19 protein-coding genes are annotated in these 18,250 nt (G+C 44.3%); 15 read left to right on the top strand and 4 right to left on the bottom strand.

Features of this window, described 5'->3' with window-relative positions:
- Positions 1-177 precede the first annotated feature (177 nt).
- Both METLIM_RS07915 and METLIM_RS07910 read right to left on the bottom strand, forming a co-directional pair.
- Positions 178-975, bottom strand: a complete 798-nt coding sequence (locus METLIM_RS07915) for a dihydroorotate dehydrogenase electron transfer subunit (protein WP_004077434.1) — start codon at positions 973-975, stop codon at positions 178-180.
- Positions 968-1,864, bottom strand: a complete 897-nt coding sequence (locus METLIM_RS07910; protein ID WP_004077433.1) for a dihydroorotate dehydrogenase — start codon at positions 1,862-1,864, stop codon at positions 968-970. The genes METLIM_RS07915 and METLIM_RS07910 overlap by 8 nt, the downstream gene beginning before the upstream one ends.
- Before the next feature lie 62 nt (positions 1,865-1,926).
- On the opposite strand from METLIM_RS07910, the gene METLIM_RS07905 reads away from it, so the two are divergent.
- Genes METLIM_RS07905 through METLIM_RS07865 form a run of 9 tightly spaced genes read left to right on the top strand, consistent with a single transcriptional unit; the run spans position 1,927 to position 13,669 of the window.
- Positions 1,927-2,796 (top strand): malate dehydrogenase, encoded by an 870-nt coding sequence (locus tag METLIM_RS07905; protein WP_004077432.1) that lies wholly within the window; start codon positions 1,927-1,929, stop codon positions 2,794-2,796.
- A gap of 3 nt (positions 2,797-2,799) precedes the next feature.
- On the top strand, positions 2,800-5,331 hold the full coding sequence (locus tag METLIM_RS07900) for a DNA-directed DNA polymerase (RefSeq protein ID WP_004077431.1): 2,532 nt from the start codon (positions 2,800-2,802) through the stop codon (positions 5,329-5,331).
- Between the two features lie 4 nt (positions 5,332-5,335).
- Complete coding sequence (locus METLIM_RS07895) at positions 5,336-6,370, top strand: asparagine synthase C-terminal domain-containing protein (protein ID WP_004077430.1); 1,035 nt, start codon at positions 5,336-5,338, stop codon at positions 6,368-6,370.
- Positions 6,371-6,392: 22 nt separating this feature from the next.
- On the top strand, positions 6,393-6,662 hold the full coding sequence (gene gatC, locus METLIM_RS07890; protein ID WP_004077429.1) for an Asp-tRNA(Asn)/Glu-tRNA(Gln) amidotransferase subunit GatC: 270 nt from the start codon (positions 6,393-6,395) through the stop codon (positions 6,660-6,662).
- A complete protein-coding gene (gatA, locus tag METLIM_RS07885; protein ID WP_004077428.1) occupies positions 6,662-7,957 on the top strand; it encodes an Asp-tRNA(Asn)/Glu-tRNA(Gln) amidotransferase subunit GatA in 1,296 nt (431 codons plus the stop codon). Before gatC ends, gatA begins: the two co-directional genes overlap by 1 nt.
- A 1-nt stretch (position 7,958) precedes the next feature.
- Entirely contained in the window at positions 7,959-9,437 is a 1,479-nt protein-coding gene (gene gatB / locus METLIM_RS07880; RefSeq protein WP_004077427.1) for an Asp-tRNA(Asn)/Glu-tRNA(Gln) amidotransferase subunit GatB, read from the top strand.
- A gap of 10 nt (positions 9,438-9,447) precedes the next feature.
- The gene (locus tag METLIM_RS07875; RefSeq protein WP_004077426.1) at positions 9,448-12,255 is read left to right on the top strand and encodes a DNA topoisomerase I; all 2,808 of its coding nucleotides are present in this window, start codon (positions 9,448-9,450) and stop codon (positions 12,253-12,255) included.
- Positions 12,256-12,260: 5 nt separating this feature from the next.
- Positions 12,261-12,947, top strand: a complete 687-nt coding sequence (locus METLIM_RS07870) for a phosphoglycerol geranylgeranyltransferase (RefSeq protein WP_048146291.1) — start codon at positions 12,261-12,263, stop codon at positions 12,945-12,947.
- A 5-nt stretch (positions 12,948-12,952) separates the two neighbouring features.
- On the top strand, positions 12,953-13,669 hold the full coding sequence (locus METLIM_RS07865) for an RNA methyltransferase (protein ID WP_004077424.1): 717 nt from the start codon (positions 12,953-12,955) through the stop codon (positions 13,667-13,669).
- A gap of 270 nt (positions 13,670-13,939) precedes the next feature.
- Here METLIM_RS07865 and hisH read toward each other — a convergent pair whose 3' ends face one another.
- Both hisH and METLIM_RS07855 read right to left on the bottom strand, forming a co-directional pair.
- Positions 13,940-14,545 carry an imidazole glycerol phosphate synthase subunit HisH gene (gene hisH, locus METLIM_RS07860; RefSeq protein ID WP_004077423.1) on the bottom strand — a complete coding sequence of 202 codons (606 nt, stop codon included), beginning with the start codon at positions 14,543-14,545 and terminating at the stop codon, positions 13,940-13,942.
- A complete protein-coding gene (locus METLIM_RS07855; protein WP_004077422.1) occupies positions 14,523-15,929 on the bottom strand; it encodes a phosphoadenosine phosphosulfate reductase domain-containing protein in 1,407 nt (468 codons plus the stop codon). The genes hisH and METLIM_RS07855 overlap by 23 nt, the downstream gene beginning before the upstream one ends.
- Before the next feature lie 174 nt (positions 15,930-16,103).
- Here METLIM_RS07855 and METLIM_RS07850 point away from each other — a divergent pair, with 174 nt between their 5' ends.
- From METLIM_RS07850 to METLIM_RS07825, 6 genes are read left to right on the top strand one after another with little or no spacing between them, the layout of a single operon-like run.
- Positions 16,104-16,634, top strand: a complete 531-nt coding sequence (locus METLIM_RS07850) for a Na+/H+ antiporter subunit E (RefSeq protein ID WP_004077421.1) — start codon at positions 16,104-16,106, stop codon at positions 16,632-16,634.
- Positions 16,631-16,888 carry a monovalent cation/H+ antiporter complex subunit F gene (locus METLIM_RS07845; RefSeq protein WP_004077420.1) on the top strand — a complete coding sequence of 86 codons (258 nt, stop codon included), beginning with the start codon at positions 16,631-16,633 and terminating at the stop codon, positions 16,886-16,888. The genes METLIM_RS07850 and METLIM_RS07845 overlap by 4 nt, the downstream gene beginning before the upstream one ends.
- Positions 16,885-17,250, top strand: a complete 366-nt coding sequence (gene mnhG / locus METLIM_RS07840; protein ID WP_004077419.1) for a monovalent cation/H(+) antiporter subunit G — start codon at positions 16,885-16,887, stop codon at positions 17,248-17,250. The genes METLIM_RS07845 and mnhG overlap by 4 nt, the downstream gene beginning before the upstream one ends.
- Complete coding sequence (locus tag METLIM_RS07835; RefSeq protein ID WP_004077418.1) at positions 17,240-17,512, top strand: Na(+)/H(+) antiporter subunit B; 273 nt, start codon at positions 17,240-17,242, stop codon at positions 17,510-17,512. Before mnhG ends, METLIM_RS07835 begins: the two co-directional genes overlap by 11 nt.
- Entirely contained in the window at positions 17,509-17,799 is a 291-nt protein-coding gene (mbhE, locus tag METLIM_RS07830; RefSeq protein ID WP_004077417.1) for a hydrogen gas-evolving membrane-bound hydrogenase subunit E, read from the top strand. The genes METLIM_RS07835 and mbhE overlap by 4 nt, the downstream gene beginning before the upstream one ends.
- Positions 17,792-18,250 carry an MnhB domain-containing protein gene (locus METLIM_RS07825; RefSeq protein WP_245543511.1) on the top strand — a complete coding sequence of 153 codons (459 nt, stop codon included), beginning with the start codon at positions 17,792-17,794 and terminating at the stop codon, positions 18,248-18,250. Before mbhE ends, METLIM_RS07825 begins: the two co-directional genes overlap by 8 nt.

Genomic DNA, 18,250 nt, shown 5'->3' with positions numbered 1-18,250 from the left:
AATAGTCCGGAAAGTTTGCTTATTACTATGAAGTGCGGTATAAGTGCATGGTTTGGAATAATCTCCGTCACACTCCGATTATCGCAAAACATTATGCAGTGCACTATAAAACCTGGAAAAAACAGTTAAAATTTTGATTGGGGCTCGAATCAGAATCAAAAATTTACTATATTAATTTCAGTGCCCGCCACCCGACACTCTTCTTCCTGTGGCATCCCTGGAATAATTACCAAACTCAAAACTTTTCAGGAGGTCAGTACCACTGAATACAGGGCCGTCCCTGCATACCCGAAGCCCGGCGTCATCAAGGCAGCATGAACCGCAGATGCCGACTCCGCACTTCATGTATCTCACAAGCGAGAACTGCGCCCGGTCAGAGAGATCCTTCTCATTAAGAATCCTGAGGACATTCTTCATCATGATCTCCGGACCGCAGACACAGATTGTATCGTAGTCTTCCGGATCAACCCCGGATCCACCCCGACCGGCACCTGCCAGAAGATCAGTTACAAAACCATGATGACCATAACTTCCGTCATCTGTCGATATACGAAGATCTGTTAGACTGCCAAGTTCATCCTTATAAACAATCTCATCAGCAGTCCTTGCACCAAGAATGAAAGTATCTGCAAGACCTTCAAGAGCAAGCGGGCGCAGTGGTGCAGCGCCAACCCCTCCGGCAATCACAAGAACACGCCCCTCTGGAGTATATCCGTTTCCAAGCGGTCCTTTTATGCCGATTGTATCCCCGACATTAAGGGAGAATAGCGCCTCCGTTGCCTCTCCGACTTTCTGAACAGTAATTGACGAAGGTGATGAAAATCCCATTGGCACCTCATCAACGCCCGGAATCCAGACCATACAGAACTGCCCTGCCTTTGAACTGAAGCATCCGTCAAATTCAAACGTCTTTATAGTTGGTGTCTCATCCCTGATTTCAGTAATTTTTACCGGAACCGATGCTATCTCATGCATGTGCACAACCTCTTAAATCCTCAATATTTTCGCCTTCTTCAGAGTACAGATCGCCGCATATCTCAGAAAAGATCCCGACATTATCCAGAACCCCACTGCCGATCTCAACCGCAGATGCGCCTGCCATAATCATCTCAATGACATTGTCTGCATCCGATATGCCGCCGCAGCCGACAACCGGAATTCTGCATGCTTCATACAGATCATAGACGCATTTAACGGCAACCGGAAATATGGCCGGCCCTGAAAGGCCACCTGACCCGTTTCCAAGCACAGGCCGTCTCATAGCAGTGGAAATCCTCATCGCACGGACTGTGTTCACTGCAACTACGGCAGAAGCACCGCCCTCCTCTGCCGCAAGACCTGACTCAGTTATATCAGTAACATTCGGAGTGAGTTTAACCCATACCGGAATTCCGGTTTTCACAACAGCCTCTGTGCACTCCTGCACAAGTTCAGGATTACTGCCGATCTGTGCGCCATAACCTTCAGCATGCGGGCATGAAACATTCAGCTCAAAACCTCGAACCGAAGCCATACCTGAAAACCAGGACGCAACCTTAGAGAATTCATCCGGATCTCCTCCAAATATGCTGACAATAACCGGCCTGCCCTCAAGCCCCGACAATTCAACCTTAAAATCCTCAGAAGGGTTTGGAAGCCCCATTGCATTCATTACAGCACCGTCATATACCTGAACGCATGGTCCTTTGTGTCCTCCTTTTGGATAAGGACCTATTGATTTTGTCACAACCCCGCCTGCACCAAGTGAGAGCATCCTCTTAAGTGAAGCACCTGTAGTACCGAGCACACCTGCGGCAAGAATTAGGTGGTTGTCAAGACTGACACCACCGACAGCAATATTTTCCTCTTTTAACAATGACACCATAACAACTGAGATAGTATTTGGAGTTATTTTATTATTATTGTGTTTAAAATGTGTACACACTAATGACAGTCCTCTCAGTAATCGGTGCAGGTAAAGTTGGAAGTGAAGTGGCATTCCTTTCAGCTGTAAGAGGTCTCGCAGATGAGATAATTCTTTATGACAATATACCTGACTTTTTAAATGCCCAGAAACTGGATCTCCTCCATACCGGAATTAAAACTGAAATATCAACAGATCCGGAGAAGATAAAGGACTCTGACATTGCAGTTTTCGCAGCCGGAATTCCGAGGACACCTGCAATAAAAACAAGAGCAGACCTGCTTGAGGCAAACCTTGCTGTTGCAGGTGAATGCGCACAGTATCTTAAAGGTTTTTCCGGAATTCTGATCACAGTCACAAACCCGATGGATGCCAACAACTACTTCTTCAAAAAGGCGCTTGGACTGAAAAGAGAGCAGTGCATCGGTTTTGGCGGACAGCTCGACTCGGCACGCTTTTCACTGTACCTCAAAGAAAGGGGATTTGCCGGAGATGCATTTGTTATCGGGGAGCATGGTGAGCACCAGGTACCGCTGTTCTCAAAAACAGACGGGGCAGGCCGCAAAATTGACGTAATAACAAGGGAAGAGATTCTCTCGGAGATGCAAAGGGCCAGTATGCCGGTTATATCAGGCAAAGGGGGAACAGTCTTCGGCCCGGCGTACCACATATCATCATTACTTGATGTAGTGATATCCGACAGGCGTGAGATAATGCCCTGTTCGGTAGTGCTTGACGGTGAATATGGCCTTAAAGACTGCTCGATGGGCGTTCCGGCAAGAATCGGTCGTGAAGGTATTATTGAAATAATCGAGTGGGAACTTGACGAGTGGGAATATGAAAAGATAAAAATGGCTTCAGAACACTTAAACTGCCTGTGCAGGAAGGTCTGAAATATGCAGCAGAGCCTATTTACCAGCATAGAAGAGAGAATACAGAATGACGTAAACAGGGACGGCCGGAGCAACAGCCGTCCGGAAAACAAAAAGGAAATAAAAGGCTTAAATAACGACAATCCAAAATTTACAGCAGAAGATGCCGGAGTGAAAAATCCGGATGAGATAAATATAGCTATAAACCAGGTTGAATACTCAAACGAATTTAACGGATCTGTCGTCCATATATTTGGCAGGGAAGAATCAGGTAAAGCCCGACATATTCAGGTTACAGGTTTTCGGCCCTACTTTTATGCACCCAAAGAGGCAGTGCAGGAGGCCTGGCTTCCCGGAGGATATGACCGGGATTTATCCGGGAACTACATCTCAATTCAGGGTGAAAAACTTGGAAGAATAATTACCGCAAAACCCGGAGATGTCAGGGAATTCCGTGAGGGCTTTAAACATTTTGAGGCGGATATACCCTTTGCAACCAGGTTTATGATAGACAACGGACTTACAGGAGGAGTCTCTGTAAAAACTGAGATTACAGATTACAGAGAGATCACTTCATCAGAAGTAAACTCTCCGGCAAGAGTCTGCATAATCGACATAGAGTGTGAGGATGAGAGAGGATTTCCGGATGCAAACCGCGAGAGGATCAACTGCATAACCTGCTGGGACTCCTATGACAATGAATATCAGACATTTGTATGGCTTATAAACGAAAACGGGCCAGAGACTGTTTCAACATGCAACAACTGCCACAAAGTTGTAATCTGTGGGAATGAGAAGGATCTCCTGAAACGGTTTATTGCATATATTGCAGAAAAGGATCCCGATGTTCTCTCCGGGTGGAACTTCACCGATTTTGATATGCCCTATATCCAGAAGAGAATAGAAGTCCTTGGGGTGAGTGACGAAGGACTCTCAAGACTGCCCGGAGGACCGTCAGCAAGAAACCCTGTCCGAGGTAGGGCAGTCTTTGACCTTCTGACCGGATATAAGAAGATGCAGGGCGGGAGAAAAGAGTCATACCGCCTTGATGCAATTGCCGAAGAGGAGATAGGCGAAGGCAAGATACGCTACACAGGAACAGTATCTGATCTCTGGAAATACGACCCGAATAAGCTTATCGAGTACAATGTAAAAGACGTTGAACTCTGCGTAGGCATAAACAATAAAAATAAAATTGTTGAATTTTACAGAGAGATTGCAAGATATGTCGGCTGTCCTTTAGACCGGACGCTTAACTCTTCAAATGTAATTGATATTTTTGTGCTCCGGAAAGCCTATGGCAAATACATACTTCCGTCAAAAGGCTATGCAGATGCCGAGGAATTTGAGGGAGCAACAGTCTTTGACCCTTCAAAGGGCGTAAAGGAGAATGTCATTGTCCTTGACTTAAAATCACTCTATCCTATGTGCATGATGACTATTAATGCCTCACCTGAAACAAAAGATAAGAACGGCGAGCTAAGGGCACCCAACGGTATCCGGTTCAGAAAAGAGCCTGATGGCCTTACAAGAAGCATTATCAGCGATCTTTTAAAGGAGAGGGATGAGAGAAAGGCAGAGAGGAATAATTATGACTACGGCAGTCCGGAATACGAACTATATGACATACAGCAGAATGTCTTAAAAGTCATCATGAACACTTACTACGGAGTAAGCGGATATGCACGGTTCAGGCTCTATGACCGTGATATCGGATCAGCTGTCACATCAGTAGGACGTGCCATAATTGAACATACAAGGAAAATAATTGAGGGGATGGGATATGCCGTAATATATGGAGATACCGATTCCTGTATGGTAAACCTTCCTGTAATGGAGAGAGAGGAGACGATAAAAACTGCCCGTAAAATTGAAGAACGCCTTAATGAGAGTTATTCAGAATTTTCACAAGACGTTCTTAATGCAGAAAGCCACTACTTCTCGATAAAATTTGAAAAGATCTATGAGAGGTTCTTCCAGGCCGGAAAGAAGAAGAGATATGCCGGATATCTCGTCTGGAAAGAGGGAAAAGAAGTCGATCAGATTGATATTGTCGGTTTTGAGATGAAAAGAAGCGACTCACCCCACATTACGAAGGAAGTTCAGCTGAAGGTCATGGACCTGATCCTTAAGGGAGCTGATAAATCAGAGCTTAAAAATTATCTGGGGGCTGTAATTAAAACCTACAGAAAAGGTGGATATACTCTTGACGATGTCGGAATTCCCGGTGGCATCGGAAAAGAACTATTAAGTTATGAAAATAAGGATGCACACATAAGAGGTGCAATCTATTCAAATGAGAATCTCGGTACTGACTTTAAACGCGGCAGCAAGCCAAAAAGAGTCTATATAAAAACTGTTACTGCAAAATATCAAAAGACCGACGTTCTCTGCTTTGAGTATGCTGATCAGGTACCCAATGAATTTATAATTGACTGGGAGACGATGCTGGATAAAACAATCAAACAGCCGATATCAAGAATTATTGAAGCCATAGGGATTCCATGGGACGAAGTTGATCCTTCAAGAACAACTCTCTTTGATTTCGGAATGTGATTAAATGAACCGGGAAAATAATGAAATTAAATTAAGGGGCTGGATTGAGAAGGGAGGCAGAGTTTTCTTCAGGGATGACCTCGCGAAATTAATCCGGGACTGTCCCGAAGTTGTGCCGGAATGGCTCTCAGACTGCGGCGGGGAGTTTTATCTGGAATGGAACGGGTGCCATGCAAGGGATTATATGGGTATCATTCCGGGCAGAGGAGATGCCGGAATAATTTTCTGCAATGAGTCTGAAAACAGAAGAATTGTTCCTGATCTGCCTCAACTTTCCGTTGAAGAAGCGGTCACAGAATCTGTCAGGCTGAGAGCAGAATGCCTCCCACCCGGAAAAAAGGCTGTTGTGGCATTTTCAGGAGGCGTTGACTCCGCTCTGATTGCAAAGCTTGCCGGACTGCCGTGCGTAACAGTCGGACTTAAAGGTTCACATGACCTGAAGCATGCTGAAGAGGTTGCCTGCATGGCAGGTATTTCAGATGTCGAATTTATTGAGATTGACAAAAATGAGATTAAACCCGCACTACATAAGGTACTTGGTGTAATTCCGGAGAAGACACCTGTTGAGGCATCTATCGCAGCAACAATGTACTTCGTAACTAAATGGGCGGGCGAAAACGGGTACGAGAGGGTGCTTGCCGGACAGGGCGCGGATGAACTTTTCGGAGGGTACGCAAGGTACCTGGAAACGGATGACATCAGAGAAACACTAAAACAGGATTTTAAAAGCCTTTCCCGGCAGGGGATGCGTGATCAGTCGGTTGCTGAGATGAACGGTACATACCTCTCATGCCCATATCTGGATATGAGAGTCGTGCGCGCTGCACAGTCCCTGCCGCCTGAAACACTGATTGTGAATGGTATACGGAAATATCCCCTGAGAGTCACTGCATCCGCCCATATGCCAAAAGAAGCCGCATTCTACGCTAAAAAAGCGATGCAGTATGGCAGTGGCATCTGGAAAGACATACAAAGGCAGGCACGTCAATATGGTTATAAAAATTCGGTACAACAGTACCTGGAACATTTAATAGTATAACATAAAAGAGGGTCTTTGAATAATGGTTTCTGATAACGAAGTTGAAAGCATAGCAAATCTTGCTGACATAACAATTGATAAAGATAAACTGAAGCAGTTCACAACACGCTTCAATGATATTCTGGAATATTTTGACATACTGGACCGTGTAGAGATGAAAGAAAACACAGGCTTTGACCTTGAAAATGTATTCAGGGATGATATAGTTGAAGAGTCATTAACACAGGAAGAGGCACTATTAAACGCCGGTGAGACCGAAGACGGCTATATCAAAGCGCCAAAGGTGATGTAATGCAGAGTTTTTCATTTACGGAAGAGGACAGGTATAATGCATTTATCACAAGAATTGATGAAGCAGAATACGGAGAAGGAGTCTTATCCGGAATTCCGGTTGCGGTAAAGGACAATATATGTACAAGAGGGATAGAGACAACCGCAGGATCAGCAATACTGAAGGGATTTACATCGCCATACGACGCTCACGTAGTTACACTCCTGAAAAAAGCCGGTGCCGCAATTATCGGAAAGACAAATATGGATGAATTCGGCATGGGTACAACAACGGAAAGTTCAGCATTCGGACCTACATTAAATCCAATAGATCCCGAACGTGTACCCGGCGGATCGTCAGGCGGAAGTGCTGCGGCAGTCGCATCCGGAATGGTTCCAATGGCTCTTGGAACAGACACAGGAGGTTCAATCAGGTGCCCTGCATCGTACTGCGGAATAGTCGGACTTAAACCGTCATTTGGGCGTGTATCAAGATATGGTCTTATAGCATACTCAAATTCACTTGAGCAGATCGGCCCCATGGCAGAAAATGTATCCGATGTCTCAAAGCTCATGGGTGTTATTGCCGGATATGACAGAAGGGATTCAACTGCATATGATCGCCCTTACAGTCACACACCTAATGCCGATATAAAAGGCAAAAAGATCGGGATTCCAAAGGAATACTTCGGAGAAGGCGTCAACGAAAAAGTTGCAGAGACAGTCAGGGATGCAATATCAGTTCTTGAATCACTCGGCGCTGAAACTGTTGAATGCACGATACCATCAATGGAATATGCACTTGCAGCCTACTATGTCACATGCACAAGCGAGGCATCATCCAACCTATCAAGATTTGACGGCGTAAGGTTTGGTCCACGGGTTGAAAAGAAGAAACAGTGGCATGCCGAATACAGGGATTTACGCGGCGAAAAGTTCGGAGAGGAAGTACAGAGAAGGATCATGCTCGGAACATTTGCACTCTCGGCCGGATATTACGGCAAATACTACGCAAAGGCATGCACTGCAAGGGCCAATATCAAAAATGACTTCCTAAGAGTATTAAAAGATGTAGATCTCATAGCGGGGCCGACAATGCCCAATATAGCACCAAAGATTGGAGAGCTTGAGGATCCGCTTGAGATGTACTTAAGTGACATTCTGACAGTCCCTGCAAACCTTGCCGGAGTGCCTGCTATATCAGTGCCATGTGGAAAAGTTACCGGAATGCCTGTAGGGCTTCAGTTAATTGGAACACACTTCAATGAAGAGGGTGTGGTTGATGCTGCATATGCCTTTGAAGAGGAGGTGGCATAAAATGTCTGAAGCAGATTCAGTCAAATCTCCGGAGATGAAAAAGGATCCAAAAGATCTTAAAATCATTATTGGTCTTGAGATCCACTGCCAGTTGAACACAAAAACCAAACTCTTCTGCGGATGTTCAACCGACTACCGTGATGATGAACCAAACACCCATGTATGTCCCATATGCCTCGGACTCCCAGGTGCCCTGCCAAAACTGAACAGACAGGCAGTAATATATGCACTTAAAGTTGCCAAGGCACTCAACCTTGAGATTCCGGAATATTCCGAGTTTTCAAGGAAGAACTACTTCTACCCCGACCTTCCAAAGGGATATCAGGTAAGCCAGTACGACAAACCGGTTGCGGAAAGAGGTATTCTCACAGTCGAAGATGACGAGGGTCATGAAAAACCAATTAGAATAACAAGAATTCACCTGGAAGAAGATCCCGGAAGGCTGGTTCACAAGACCGGGAGGGACAGGGCAGGCTACTCACTTGTAGATTACAACAGGAGTTCAATACCACTCATTGAGATAGTCACCGAACCGGACATATCATCGCCAAAAGAGGCACGCCGCTTCTTAAATAAACTGAGATCAACACTCGAATATCTTGATGTATTTGACGGTGAGCGCGAGGGTTCGATCAGAGTGGATGCAAATATATCACTTGAAGGGCACAGCCGTGTGGAGTGCAAGAACATCTCTTCCTACAAAGGTGTGGAAAAAGCCCTCAACTTTGAGATCACAAGACAGAGAAATATGATCAGAAGAGGGCAGGAGATAACCATGGAGACCCGTCATTTCATGGAGGCAAGAGGTATTACCCAGGGTTCAAGAAGCAAAGAGGAGGAGAGCGATTACCGTTACTTCCCGGAACCGGACCTAAGACCACTGAGGGTCAGTTCATGGGTTGCAGATATAGAACTGCCCGAACTGCCTGACGCACGCCGCCAGAGGTTCATTGACCAGTACAGCCTCTCTCCAAACCATTCCAAAACCCTCATCGGTGACATTAAGGTTGCAGATTTCTATGAGGAAATTGTAAAACCAGGATGTGATCCTGGCCTTGCAGCAACCTGGGTTGCAGATACACTCCTTGGAGAACTTTACTACAGGGAGATGAAGATAGACTCAGTTCCGGTTGAAAACTTTGTTGACCTTATTGCTCTCCTGAAGCAGAATGAGATCACCGACAGAGTTGGGGTCGATGTTCTCCGGATAATGCTTGACGAAGTAAAAGAAGGAAAGGAAGCAGAGATGCCATCTGATATTGTGCAGAGGCTTTCACTTGGTAAAGCCGGAGACAATGAATTTGATGACATTATCGCCAGAATCGTAGATGCAAATCCACAGGCTGTCGCCGACTATCACGAAGGTAAGCAGAATGCCCTGAATTTCCTTGTCGGGCAGGTTATGAAAGAGACGAGAGGGCGTGCAGACCCGAAGGCTCTCAATAAAATAATGGCAGAAAAGATTGCCCCAAAGGAGTGAAAATCCTAATATGCATCTTATCATCGCAGAGAAAAACATAGCAGCACAGAGAATTGCAGGCTTTTTAAGCAGCAGCGGGAAACCAAAAACTGAGAAAGACAATAATGTCAGTATTTACAGATTCGATGATAAAGTTGCTCTTGGGCTTCGCGGCCATGTGGTGGAAGTAGACTTTGAGGAAGGGTACAAAAACTGGCGAAGCGAGACACACACACCAAGAACACTCATCGATGCAGGAATTATAAGAAAACCCACCGAGAAGAAGATTGTTGCACTGATTAAAAAACTCTCAAAAAAGGCAGATCTTGTAACAATAGCTACTGATTATGACCGTGAGGGGGAGTTGATCGGTAAAGAGGCATATGAGATCGTACGGGAAGCCAATAAAAAAGTTCCTGTGAACAGAGCAAGATTTTCAGCCATTACAAAACAGGAGATATCAGCCGCATTTGATAATCCGGCAGAGATCGATTTTGACCTTGCCGCAGCCGGTGAAGCCAGACAGGAGATTGATCTCGTCTGGGGGGCATCACTTACACGGTTTATATCGATAGCTGCAAAGAGGGGAGGTAAAAATATTCTCTCTGTAGGAAGGGTGCAGAGTCCTACTCTGGCAATGATCGTTGACAGGGAGAAAGAGATTGGAGAATTTGTACCTGTACCATACTGGATGCTCAGTATCATCTCTGAAAAGGATAAAGAGCAGTTTGAGGCAAGACATACACATGGGAGATTCGACCTGAAAGAAGAGGCCGAAAGCGCACTCTCAGGTACAAAAGAGCCGGTGGAGGTCACAGAAAAGAAGGAAGGTTCAAGAACCGACAAGGCACCTGCACCTTTCGATACCACAGGATATATCGTTGCAGCATCAAGGCTTGGCCTTAGTGCATCAAATGCAATGAGGGTTGCAGAAGACCTCTATATGAACGGATATATATCATATCCAAGAACGGACAATACCGTATATCCGGACTCACTTGACATAAAAGGAATTTTAAATGAAATTAAGAAATCTTTCAGACGTGATACGGAATGGGTCATTGCCAATATAAGGGATACCCCAACAAAAGGCAAGAAGACAAGTACTGACCACCCGCCAATTCACCCGACAGGAGCAGCAAAACCCGCTGATCTTGATGAAAAATCATGGAAGGTTTATGAATTAATTGTCAGGAGATTTCTGGCAACACTCTCTCCTGACGCAAGATGGAAGACACTAAAATATCTGTTAAATGCCGGGGGGGAAGAGTACACATCCACCGGGCAGAGGCTTGAATATGAGGGCTACAGAATGGTGTACCCCTACAGCCAGGCCAAAGAACAGGTGCTGCCCGATTTATCAGAAGGTGAAAAACTCCCGCTTGTAGATACAGTACTTGAGGAGAAGGAAACACAGCCTCCGCCCAGGTATTCACAAAGCAAATTAATCCAGCAGATGGAAGAACTCGGTCTTGGTACAAAATCAACAAGGCACGAAGTAATCGGAAAACTTATTTCAAGACGTTATGTTGAGGACAATCCCTTAAAACCCACCCAGGTGGGTATGGCAGTCACAGAGTCACTTGAAAAGCATGCGACCCTGATTACAAAGCCCGACATGACAAAAACTATTGAAGACCATATGGAGGAGATCAAGAGATCAAGCCGCTCTAAAGAGGAAGCGGTGAATGAATCCAGAGGTATGCTCAACCAGATCTTCGATGACCTTGAGAAGAATGAGGAGGCTATCGGTGAGGAGATCATGGACCGCACTGCTGAGGAGAGGATTGTCGGCAAATGTCCGGTCTGCAACTCAAATCTCATGATTAGAACCACAAAGGGAATGGCACAGTTTGTTGGCTGTACCAATTATCCTGACTGTTCATTCAACCTGAATCTTCCTTCTGTACAGTGGGGCAAGGCAATACGTGACGATGACAACATCTGTGATCAGCACAACCTGCACCATGTAAAGCTCATAAGGGCTGGTGCAAGGCCATGGGAGATAGGATGTCCGCTCTGCAACCACATAAGATCAAACATTGAAGCTCTTGAGATGATGGATTCAGTCAGTCCCGAGATTATCAGAAGAATGCATGAAAATCACATATACTCTGTTTTTGAGATCTCAAAGCTGCCTGTTGCAGAAATTGCATCCAAAATGAACTTTTCTGATAAACAGGCTTTTGAATTTAAAAAAGAAGCAGAAGGCGTTCTGGAAGAACTGAGAAAGAGGTCTGAGGTTAAGAAATTTGTCAGAAAAACCATCCCTCCAAAGAAGGGAAGGAGCCACTCCAAAGTTTCAAACGGGCTGTTTTCTCTGGGTATAACTGATCTTGGAAGACTCAGCTGTGCCAATAAGGATTCACTGAAGTCCCTGAAATTAAATGACGAAGAAGCAGAGAAATTAATCTTTGAGGCAAAACTGATCCATAACAAAGGAATTTTTAAGGAGGTGGGAATTCCCGCGATCAGCGTTAATAAGTATTTCAAAGCCGGATTTATAGGTCCTAATGACTTATCTACAACTCATCCGGCGTATTTAAGCTATAAGTCCGGAATCAATATTGATACTGTTCACAAGCACGTAAGCATTATCTGTGAGAATAACGGTATAGCTCCGCCAGCAGGGATGTCACGTAAGACCTTTGAAAAAGGCAGAACTGAACTTATGTCACTGAAAAGCTTTGAAGAGGAGATGCTTGAAAAAATGTATTATGCAGGAGTGCTGAACTTTAAGACTCTTATTGAAGCAGATGCAGACAGACTTGCAAAGATTACCGGAATTACCAGGAAAAAAATTATGGACTTTAAAAAAGAGGCGGAGAATAATAAGTGAGAACAATGATTGACTGGAAGAAGTGGAGACATATCACAAAACTTGATCCTGACAAGATCCTCAATCCGGCCGATATTGAAGATATTGCAACAAGCGGCACTGACGCGCTGATGCTCTCAGGGACACTGAATATTACAGAGGAAAACCTGACATTACTGAGAGAGCAGGTCAGGGAATATGGTGTACCGATGGTTGTTGAACCTGCTGATCCTTCAGCTGTTCTGTACGAGGGTATTCAGGGCCTTTTTGTACCAAGTGTTCTGAATACTCCGGATATCACCTGGGTTGTAGGCAAGCACCAGTACTGGGTAAAGAAAAACCGAAATATTAACTGGGATATGGTTGTTCCGGAGGCATATATTGTATTAAATCCAGACTCTTCAGTAGGAAAAGTTACAAAGGCACTCTGCAATATTTCCATTGACGAGGTTGTCGCATATGCAACTGTTGCTGACCGCTATTTTAAGTTCCCAATTGTATATATCGAATATTCCGGCACATACGGAAATCCCGAAGTAGTTAAGGCAGTATCTGAAGTTATGGAATACTCAGTACTATACTATGGCGGCGGTATCAACTGTGGTGAAAAAGCGGCTGAAATGGGAGAATTTGCCGATACAATAGTTGTCGGAAATGCAGTATATGACGAGGGTGCAAAGGCACTTATTGAGACAGTTAAGGCTGTCAAATAATTTTTATGCCGGAAATTGAGATTGTTCTTTTAGAGCCGATATATGAGGGAAATATCGGCTTTGCAGCCCGTGTCATGAAAAATTTCGGGTTTTTAAACCTCACTCTCATAAACCCTCCGCCTATTGGTGATGAGGCTATTGCAAGATCATCTCATGCCAGGGATGTTTTGGATAACGCAAGGTATGCTGAGAGCCTTGATGAGATTATTGAGAAGAGCAATATGCTTATTGCCACAACAGGCGGTCTTTCAAAGTCAGTCTCCAACCCGATGAGGATGCCTTATTATTCACCGGATGAGATCAGGGATATTATCGGTGACGTAAAAGGCAGGGTCTCAATAATATTTGGCAGGGAGGATCAGGGCCTTTCAAATGAGGAGATCAGGCGCTGTGACGTGATCTGTACAATTCCAAGTTCCTATAAATATCCGATTGTTAATATATCACATGCTGTCGGGATTATTGCCTATGAACTTGCCGAAATAAAAAAAGAAGAATTTCCTCTCGCTACAAGGATTGAGATGGACTCATTTTATGACCATTTTGATCATTTTCTGGATGTGATCGGTCATCCGGATCACAAGATGGAAAATACATCAACTATGATCAGAAGGATATTCGGCCGGACAAAACTTACAACAAGGGAAGTATCCACCCTTCACGGGCTTTTGAGGCGTGCGGAATGGCATATCTCAGGTGATGAAGACGATCTTATGTATTAATAATTCAGGTTCTTATCCATTTTTCTGAAATAATCCTATGAAACAGCGCACTGTTTCATTCATCATCTGTGAACCCGCAGGCTCATGAGTGACTTTTTTGATATTACTTATATCGGCAGAATCCGGAATGACCGGAATCAATACCGGCAATGCAATGATTTTCCAAAAAACAATATTACTAATATAATATATTAACCGGTTTTAGGATGTAACCCAAATTGTGCCGGCCCTGAAAATTTAAAAAAGAAAAAATTCAGGTTAAAATAGACCTCAGTCAGCAATCGCGATAAAATTCTCAAGAATTTTAAGCCCGGCGTCACCGCTTTTTTCCGGGTGGAACTGTGTCCCCCAGGCATTCTTATTCCTGACAGCTGATGAAAAAGGACAGATATAATCAGTTTCTGCGATTGTATATTCCGGAGCTGTATCTGCATAGTATGAATGGACAAAGTACACATATGTCTGATCTTTTATGCCCTCAAAAAGAGGATCACTGCCGGTTAAAGTCAGATTATTCCAGCCCATATGCGGAATTTTAAATCCCTCCTTCTTCTCAAAACCCCTGACTCTTCCGGGTACAAGTCCAAGGCCCTCATGAATACCATATTCCTCACTTATTTCAAGAAGCATCTGCATTCCAAGACATATGCCAAGAACAGGGCGTTTTTCAACAAATTCAAAAAGAGTGCCCTTCATATCATCCAACTGTTCCATCCCTTCCGAAAATGCCCCGACTCCGGGAAGGACAACCCCGTCAGATGCCATAATCTCCTCACAGTCAGATGTAATAACAGCTTTTGCTCCGGCCTTTTCAAGGCCTTTCTTTACACTCCTTATATTCCCAAGCCCGTAATCAAGAATAGCTACTTGTGTCATCCGGTCCTCCTCTTTTTCTCCATTCTCCTTTTGTAATCCATTCTTCAGAAAGATTGTTCTTCTCCTTCCATGAATTCAGCTTCTCTTCCCATGTACTCCAGAGTTCAGGGTAATTTTCCTTAATAATCTCAAATGTTGCAAGGTCACTTGACGGACACATGAAACACCCGATTCTGTCTATCCTCTCTTCATAAAGTTCATTATAAGGTGCCCCTTCCCTGAAGAGATAGAGAAACACATGCATTGCTGTCCAGTGCTGTATCGGTGCGGCAGAAAGCTGCACCTGCACCTTGAAATTACGCCATATGCGGGGGCTTTTCATCCTTGCAAGTGATTCATATTTTCTCTGTCCGATAAATGAAAGGCATTCACCCCATTTTTCGGTGATGATGGACTTTACAGGGTTAAGTTTGCATACGGCGCAGCACCATCTGACATCCACCGCAGGCGGGCCATGAATTTCAAATTTATTAATAAATTCTTCAGCGCCACTTGTATTTATAATCTCAAGTCCGTATTTTTCAGAAACATCAGTTATATTTTTGTAGGTCTCAGGAAATTCAAGTCCTGTATCTGAAAATATCAGCGGAACTTTGCCGATTGCCTTCAGAACAATCAGAAGTGTTGCAAGGCTGTCCTTTCCGCCGGAATACGAGACAGTTGCAGGCATATTCGGGTTTTTTTCAACTACAGAATTTGTAAATCTTACTGCTTCGGACTCATGACTGTCCATAATATATTTATTGGAATTTACTGCATCATCCCAGGTTGCAGCGCCGGGTACGCACACCGAGGGTTTTGGCTTTCTGGTCCTGACAATCTGCCCTCTCTCCATCTCCTTTGATTCTTCATATCCGACCTTCGACCTTCCGACAGCTATAGCTTCCATATCTCTTGAAACCAGGAATACTTCATCTCCGGCTTTCACATCCGGATGCATATTCACAAGACCGGGGGCTAAAAGACTTGTTCCGGATTTAACAGGTTCTACTGCACCATTGTCAGCTATTACATAGCCTTTCTCCGGTCTGAAATACTGTGATGCATGGACACGCGGCAGAACTTCCCATCTCTTCTCATCCGGAAGATAGCGTATGGCACAGACGACTGCTCCACCCATGATAACCTCCTCCATCCGATCCTTATCAGGAACTTTATTGAGGATTACAAGGTGACCTTCCGGAATGAGTATGGTGCCGAAATATTCAGAATATATTTTATTGATATGCTCAATATCCTTCTCAAATGCCGGCCTGATGTCGCCGGGTGGTGTAACAGAGACCTGTCTGGTCTCTGCACCGCATGAGCATTTTTTCCCCAGAACAGGAGTATGACAGGCATCGCACCAGTTCAGGACAAGTTTTCCAAGAAATGCTTTGGACATTATCCTTAATATCTGGTTTTAACCGGATAAAAGAGGTCGTTTTTTGCAGTACCTTTTTTTATTCATGTCACCGAAATCATAATTAATTATCATAATATATATTCTTACATATCTGATTGTGTAAGTTTCAGATTTTTAAAATTTGTGACTAATCCGGATTTCTCTGGTGATAATATGAGACCTATTCTGATAACTGCGCTGTTTGCATTCCTTCTGTACCTCTTCCTCACCGCAGGGTCCGGAAATGATGTACCTGGTATTTGGTCTTATGGGGAAATTGTAGCCGGAATTATTGTTGCAGGGCTGACTGGTCTAATATCCGGGAGGTTCTTCTGCGGTAGCAAAAATTACCGCATGGCAAATCCCGCAAGATGGATTTTACTGATTGCCTACATAATTCCTTTCTTCACAGAGATGACAAGGGCAAACCTGGACGTTGCCGCAAGAGTGATTACCGGAAATATACGCCCTGGAATTGTCAGAATTTCACCGGGGCTTAAGAGTGACCTGGGCATTACAATCCTGGCAAATTCAATAACTCTCACTCCCGGAACCCTGACCGTTGATACAGATGAAGAGTCCGGAGACCTCTTTATCCATATGATAAATGTCCCAACGGGTGTGGAGGACAGAAAAATAACGGATGATAAATACCTCTTCTCTTATTTTAACCTTAAAGAGTGGGTCAGGAGAATTACAGAATGAAAGGAATCTGGATAATTCCGGCGATTTTCCTTGTCATGCTGATCCTCCTGGCAATGGTCAGGCTTTTTGCCGGCCCTACATCACCTGACAGGGTTGTAGCCTTTGATTCAATAAACACCCTGACCGTTGCACTGATGGTAATCTTAGGCATATTCTTTGGGGAGCTCTTCTTCGTTGAGGTTGCGATAGTCTATGCCCTCCTGTCCTTTGTCGGGACCTTGTTCATATCCAAATACCTTGGAGGAGAAATATGAACATTTCCGGCATTCTTATACCGGTTTTTCTGGCCATAGGACTGGCATTCAATGCACTCGGGGTAATCGGAATTCTGAGATTTCCGGATGTCTATACAAGGCTTCATGCAGAGACAAAGATGACCACATTCGGAACGATATTTATCTGCCTTGCAGGGATTGTGTACTGTATATCTGAATACTTAACTATGGCAGACAACCGGTTTATTGACCTTGCAGCGAACATAATTATTGTCCTTATAGCACTTGCATTCACAAATTCAGTTGGGTCACATGCAATTGCAAGGGCTGCATATAAATCCGGTCAGAAACCCAATCCATCGGTTGTAGACAGACTTTCGGAGGTTTCCGATGACAGTTGATCCAGTACTTATATTCCATGCCATTCTGCTTACAGGGCTTGTTATCTCTGCCTTAGCAATATATCACCTTAAAAATCTCCTTTCGGCAGCGATTGCATTCGGAGTTTTCAGTTTTCTCCTCTCACTTGAATTTTACCTGCTCCAGGCGCCTGATGTTGCAATTGCTGAAGCCGGAATCGGTGCAGGCCTTACAACAGCAATTTTTGTCATTGCTATTCGCGGGACAGATGCGGATGATGAAGAGAGGGAGGCCTTAAGATGAATGCAAAAAAGATCCTGACATCAGTCATAATCATAATTATTGCAGGAGCATTTATTCTCCCGGCTGCTACCCTTGAATTCGGCAGTCCGGCTAACGGAGATATGGACAGTTACATTATAGAAAACGGTCAGGAGATGGCCGGAGCAAATAATATCGTATCAGGTGTTGTCTTTGATTTCAGGGGATTTGACACTCTCGGTGAGGCAACTGTCCTTTTTACTGCTGTTATAGGTGTAACTCTTATTTTCAGGAAAAGAGGGGAGGATGAAGAGTATGAATATGAGTAAAATTGTCCGGACATCGGCGAATATTATCCTGCCGTTTATTCTTGTATTCGGGTTTTACATAATAATCCATGGTCATCTGACACCCGGAGGAGGTTTTCAGGGCGGGGCTGTTGTCGCAACCGGAATTGTACTCATGATTGCCGCAAACCGGTACGAAAGAATTTCAGAGATTTTTAAGTCTGAAACGATGAAAAATTTAGAGTATCTTGGCCTTCTGCTCTTCATATTCACAGCATTCACAGCAGTCCTTTCAGGGTCAGCATTCTTCTTCAACTGGCTTGCCAATGGCGGGATAATTTTTGGAGATACTGTAACTTACGGGGCAAATCCTGGTTTTCTGAATACTGCGGGTGTCATTCCGGTGATGAATATTGCAGTAGGTATTGAAGTTTTTGGGGCTATGAGTGTGATTATTCTTTATATGCTTCACGGGATTAAGGAGGAATCATGA

Origin of the sequence: Methanoplanus limicola DSM 2279, assembly GCF_000243255.1 — an archaeon.
In the GTDB taxonomy this organism is placed as follows: domain Archaea; phylum Halobacteriota; class Methanomicrobia; order Methanomicrobiales; family Methanomicrobiaceae; genus Methanoplanus; species Methanoplanus limicola.
The sequence above is the reverse complement of the archived record's forward strand: the minus strand, read 5'-3'. Positions and strand labels throughout refer to the sequence as shown.

Bases quoted from the DNA above. Each gene is read 5' to 3' on its own strand.
- METLIM_RS07915 (WP_004077434.1), bottom strand. From the start codon at position 975: ATGCATGAGATAGCATCGGTTCCGGTAAAAATTACTGAAATCAGGGAT.
- METLIM_RS07910 (WP_004077433.1), bottom strand. From the start codon at position 1,864: ATGGTGTCATTGTTAAAAGAGGAAAATATTGCTGTCGGTGGTGTCAGT.
- METLIM_RS07905 (WP_004077432.1), top strand. From the start codon at position 1,927: ATGACAGTCCTCTCAGTAATCGGTGCAGGTAAAGTTGGAAGTGAAGTG.
- METLIM_RS07900 (WP_004077431.1), top strand. From the start codon at position 2,800: ATGCAGCAGAGCCTATTTACCAGCATAGAAGAGAGAATACAGAATGAC.
- METLIM_RS07895 (WP_004077430.1), top strand. From the start codon at position 5,336: ATGAACCGGGAAAATAATGAAATTAAATTAAGGGGCTGGATTGAGAAG.
- gatC (WP_004077429.1), top strand. From the start codon at position 6,393: ATGGTTTCTGATAACGAAGTTGAAAGCATAGCAAATCTTGCTGACATA.
- gatA (WP_004077428.1), top strand. From the start codon at position 6,662: ATGCAGAGTTTTTCATTTACGGAAGAGGACAGGTATAATGCATTTATC.
- gatB (WP_004077427.1), top strand. From the start codon at position 7,959: ATGTCTGAAGCAGATTCAGTCAAATCTCCGGAGATGAAAAAGGATCCA.
- METLIM_RS07875 (WP_004077426.1), top strand. From the start codon at position 9,448: ATGCATCTTATCATCGCAGAGAAAAACATAGCAGCACAGAGAATTGCA.
- METLIM_RS07870 (WP_048146291.1), top strand. From the start codon at position 12,261: ATGATTGACTGGAAGAAGTGGAGACATATCACAAAACTTGATCCTGAC.
- METLIM_RS07865 (WP_004077424.1), top strand. From the start codon at position 12,953: ATGCCGGAAATTGAGATTGTTCTTTTAGAGCCGATATATGAGGGAAAT.
- hisH (WP_004077423.1), bottom strand. From the start codon at position 14,545: ATGACACAAGTAGCTATTCTTGATTACGGGCTTGGGAATATAAGGAGT.
- METLIM_RS07855 (WP_004077422.1), bottom strand. From the start codon at position 15,929: ATGTCCAAAGCATTTCTTGGAAAACTTGTCCTGAACTGGTGCGATGCC.
- METLIM_RS07850 (WP_004077421.1), top strand. From the start codon at position 16,104: ATGAGACCTATTCTGATAACTGCGCTGTTTGCATTCCTTCTGTACCTC.
- METLIM_RS07845 (WP_004077420.1), top strand. From the start codon at position 16,631: ATGAAAGGAATCTGGATAATTCCGGCGATTTTCCTTGTCATGCTGATC.
- mnhG (WP_004077419.1), top strand. From the start codon at position 16,885: ATGAACATTTCCGGCATTCTTATACCGGTTTTTCTGGCCATAGGACTG.
- METLIM_RS07835 (WP_004077418.1), top strand. From the start codon at position 17,240: ATGACAGTTGATCCAGTACTTATATTCCATGCCATTCTGCTTACAGGG.
- mbhE (WP_004077417.1), top strand. From the start codon at position 17,509: ATGAATGCAAAAAAGATCCTGACATCAGTCATAATCATAATTATTGCA.
- METLIM_RS07825 (WP_245543511.1), top strand. From the start codon at position 17,792: ATGAGTAAAATTGTCCGGACATCGGCGAATATTATCCTGCCGTTTATT.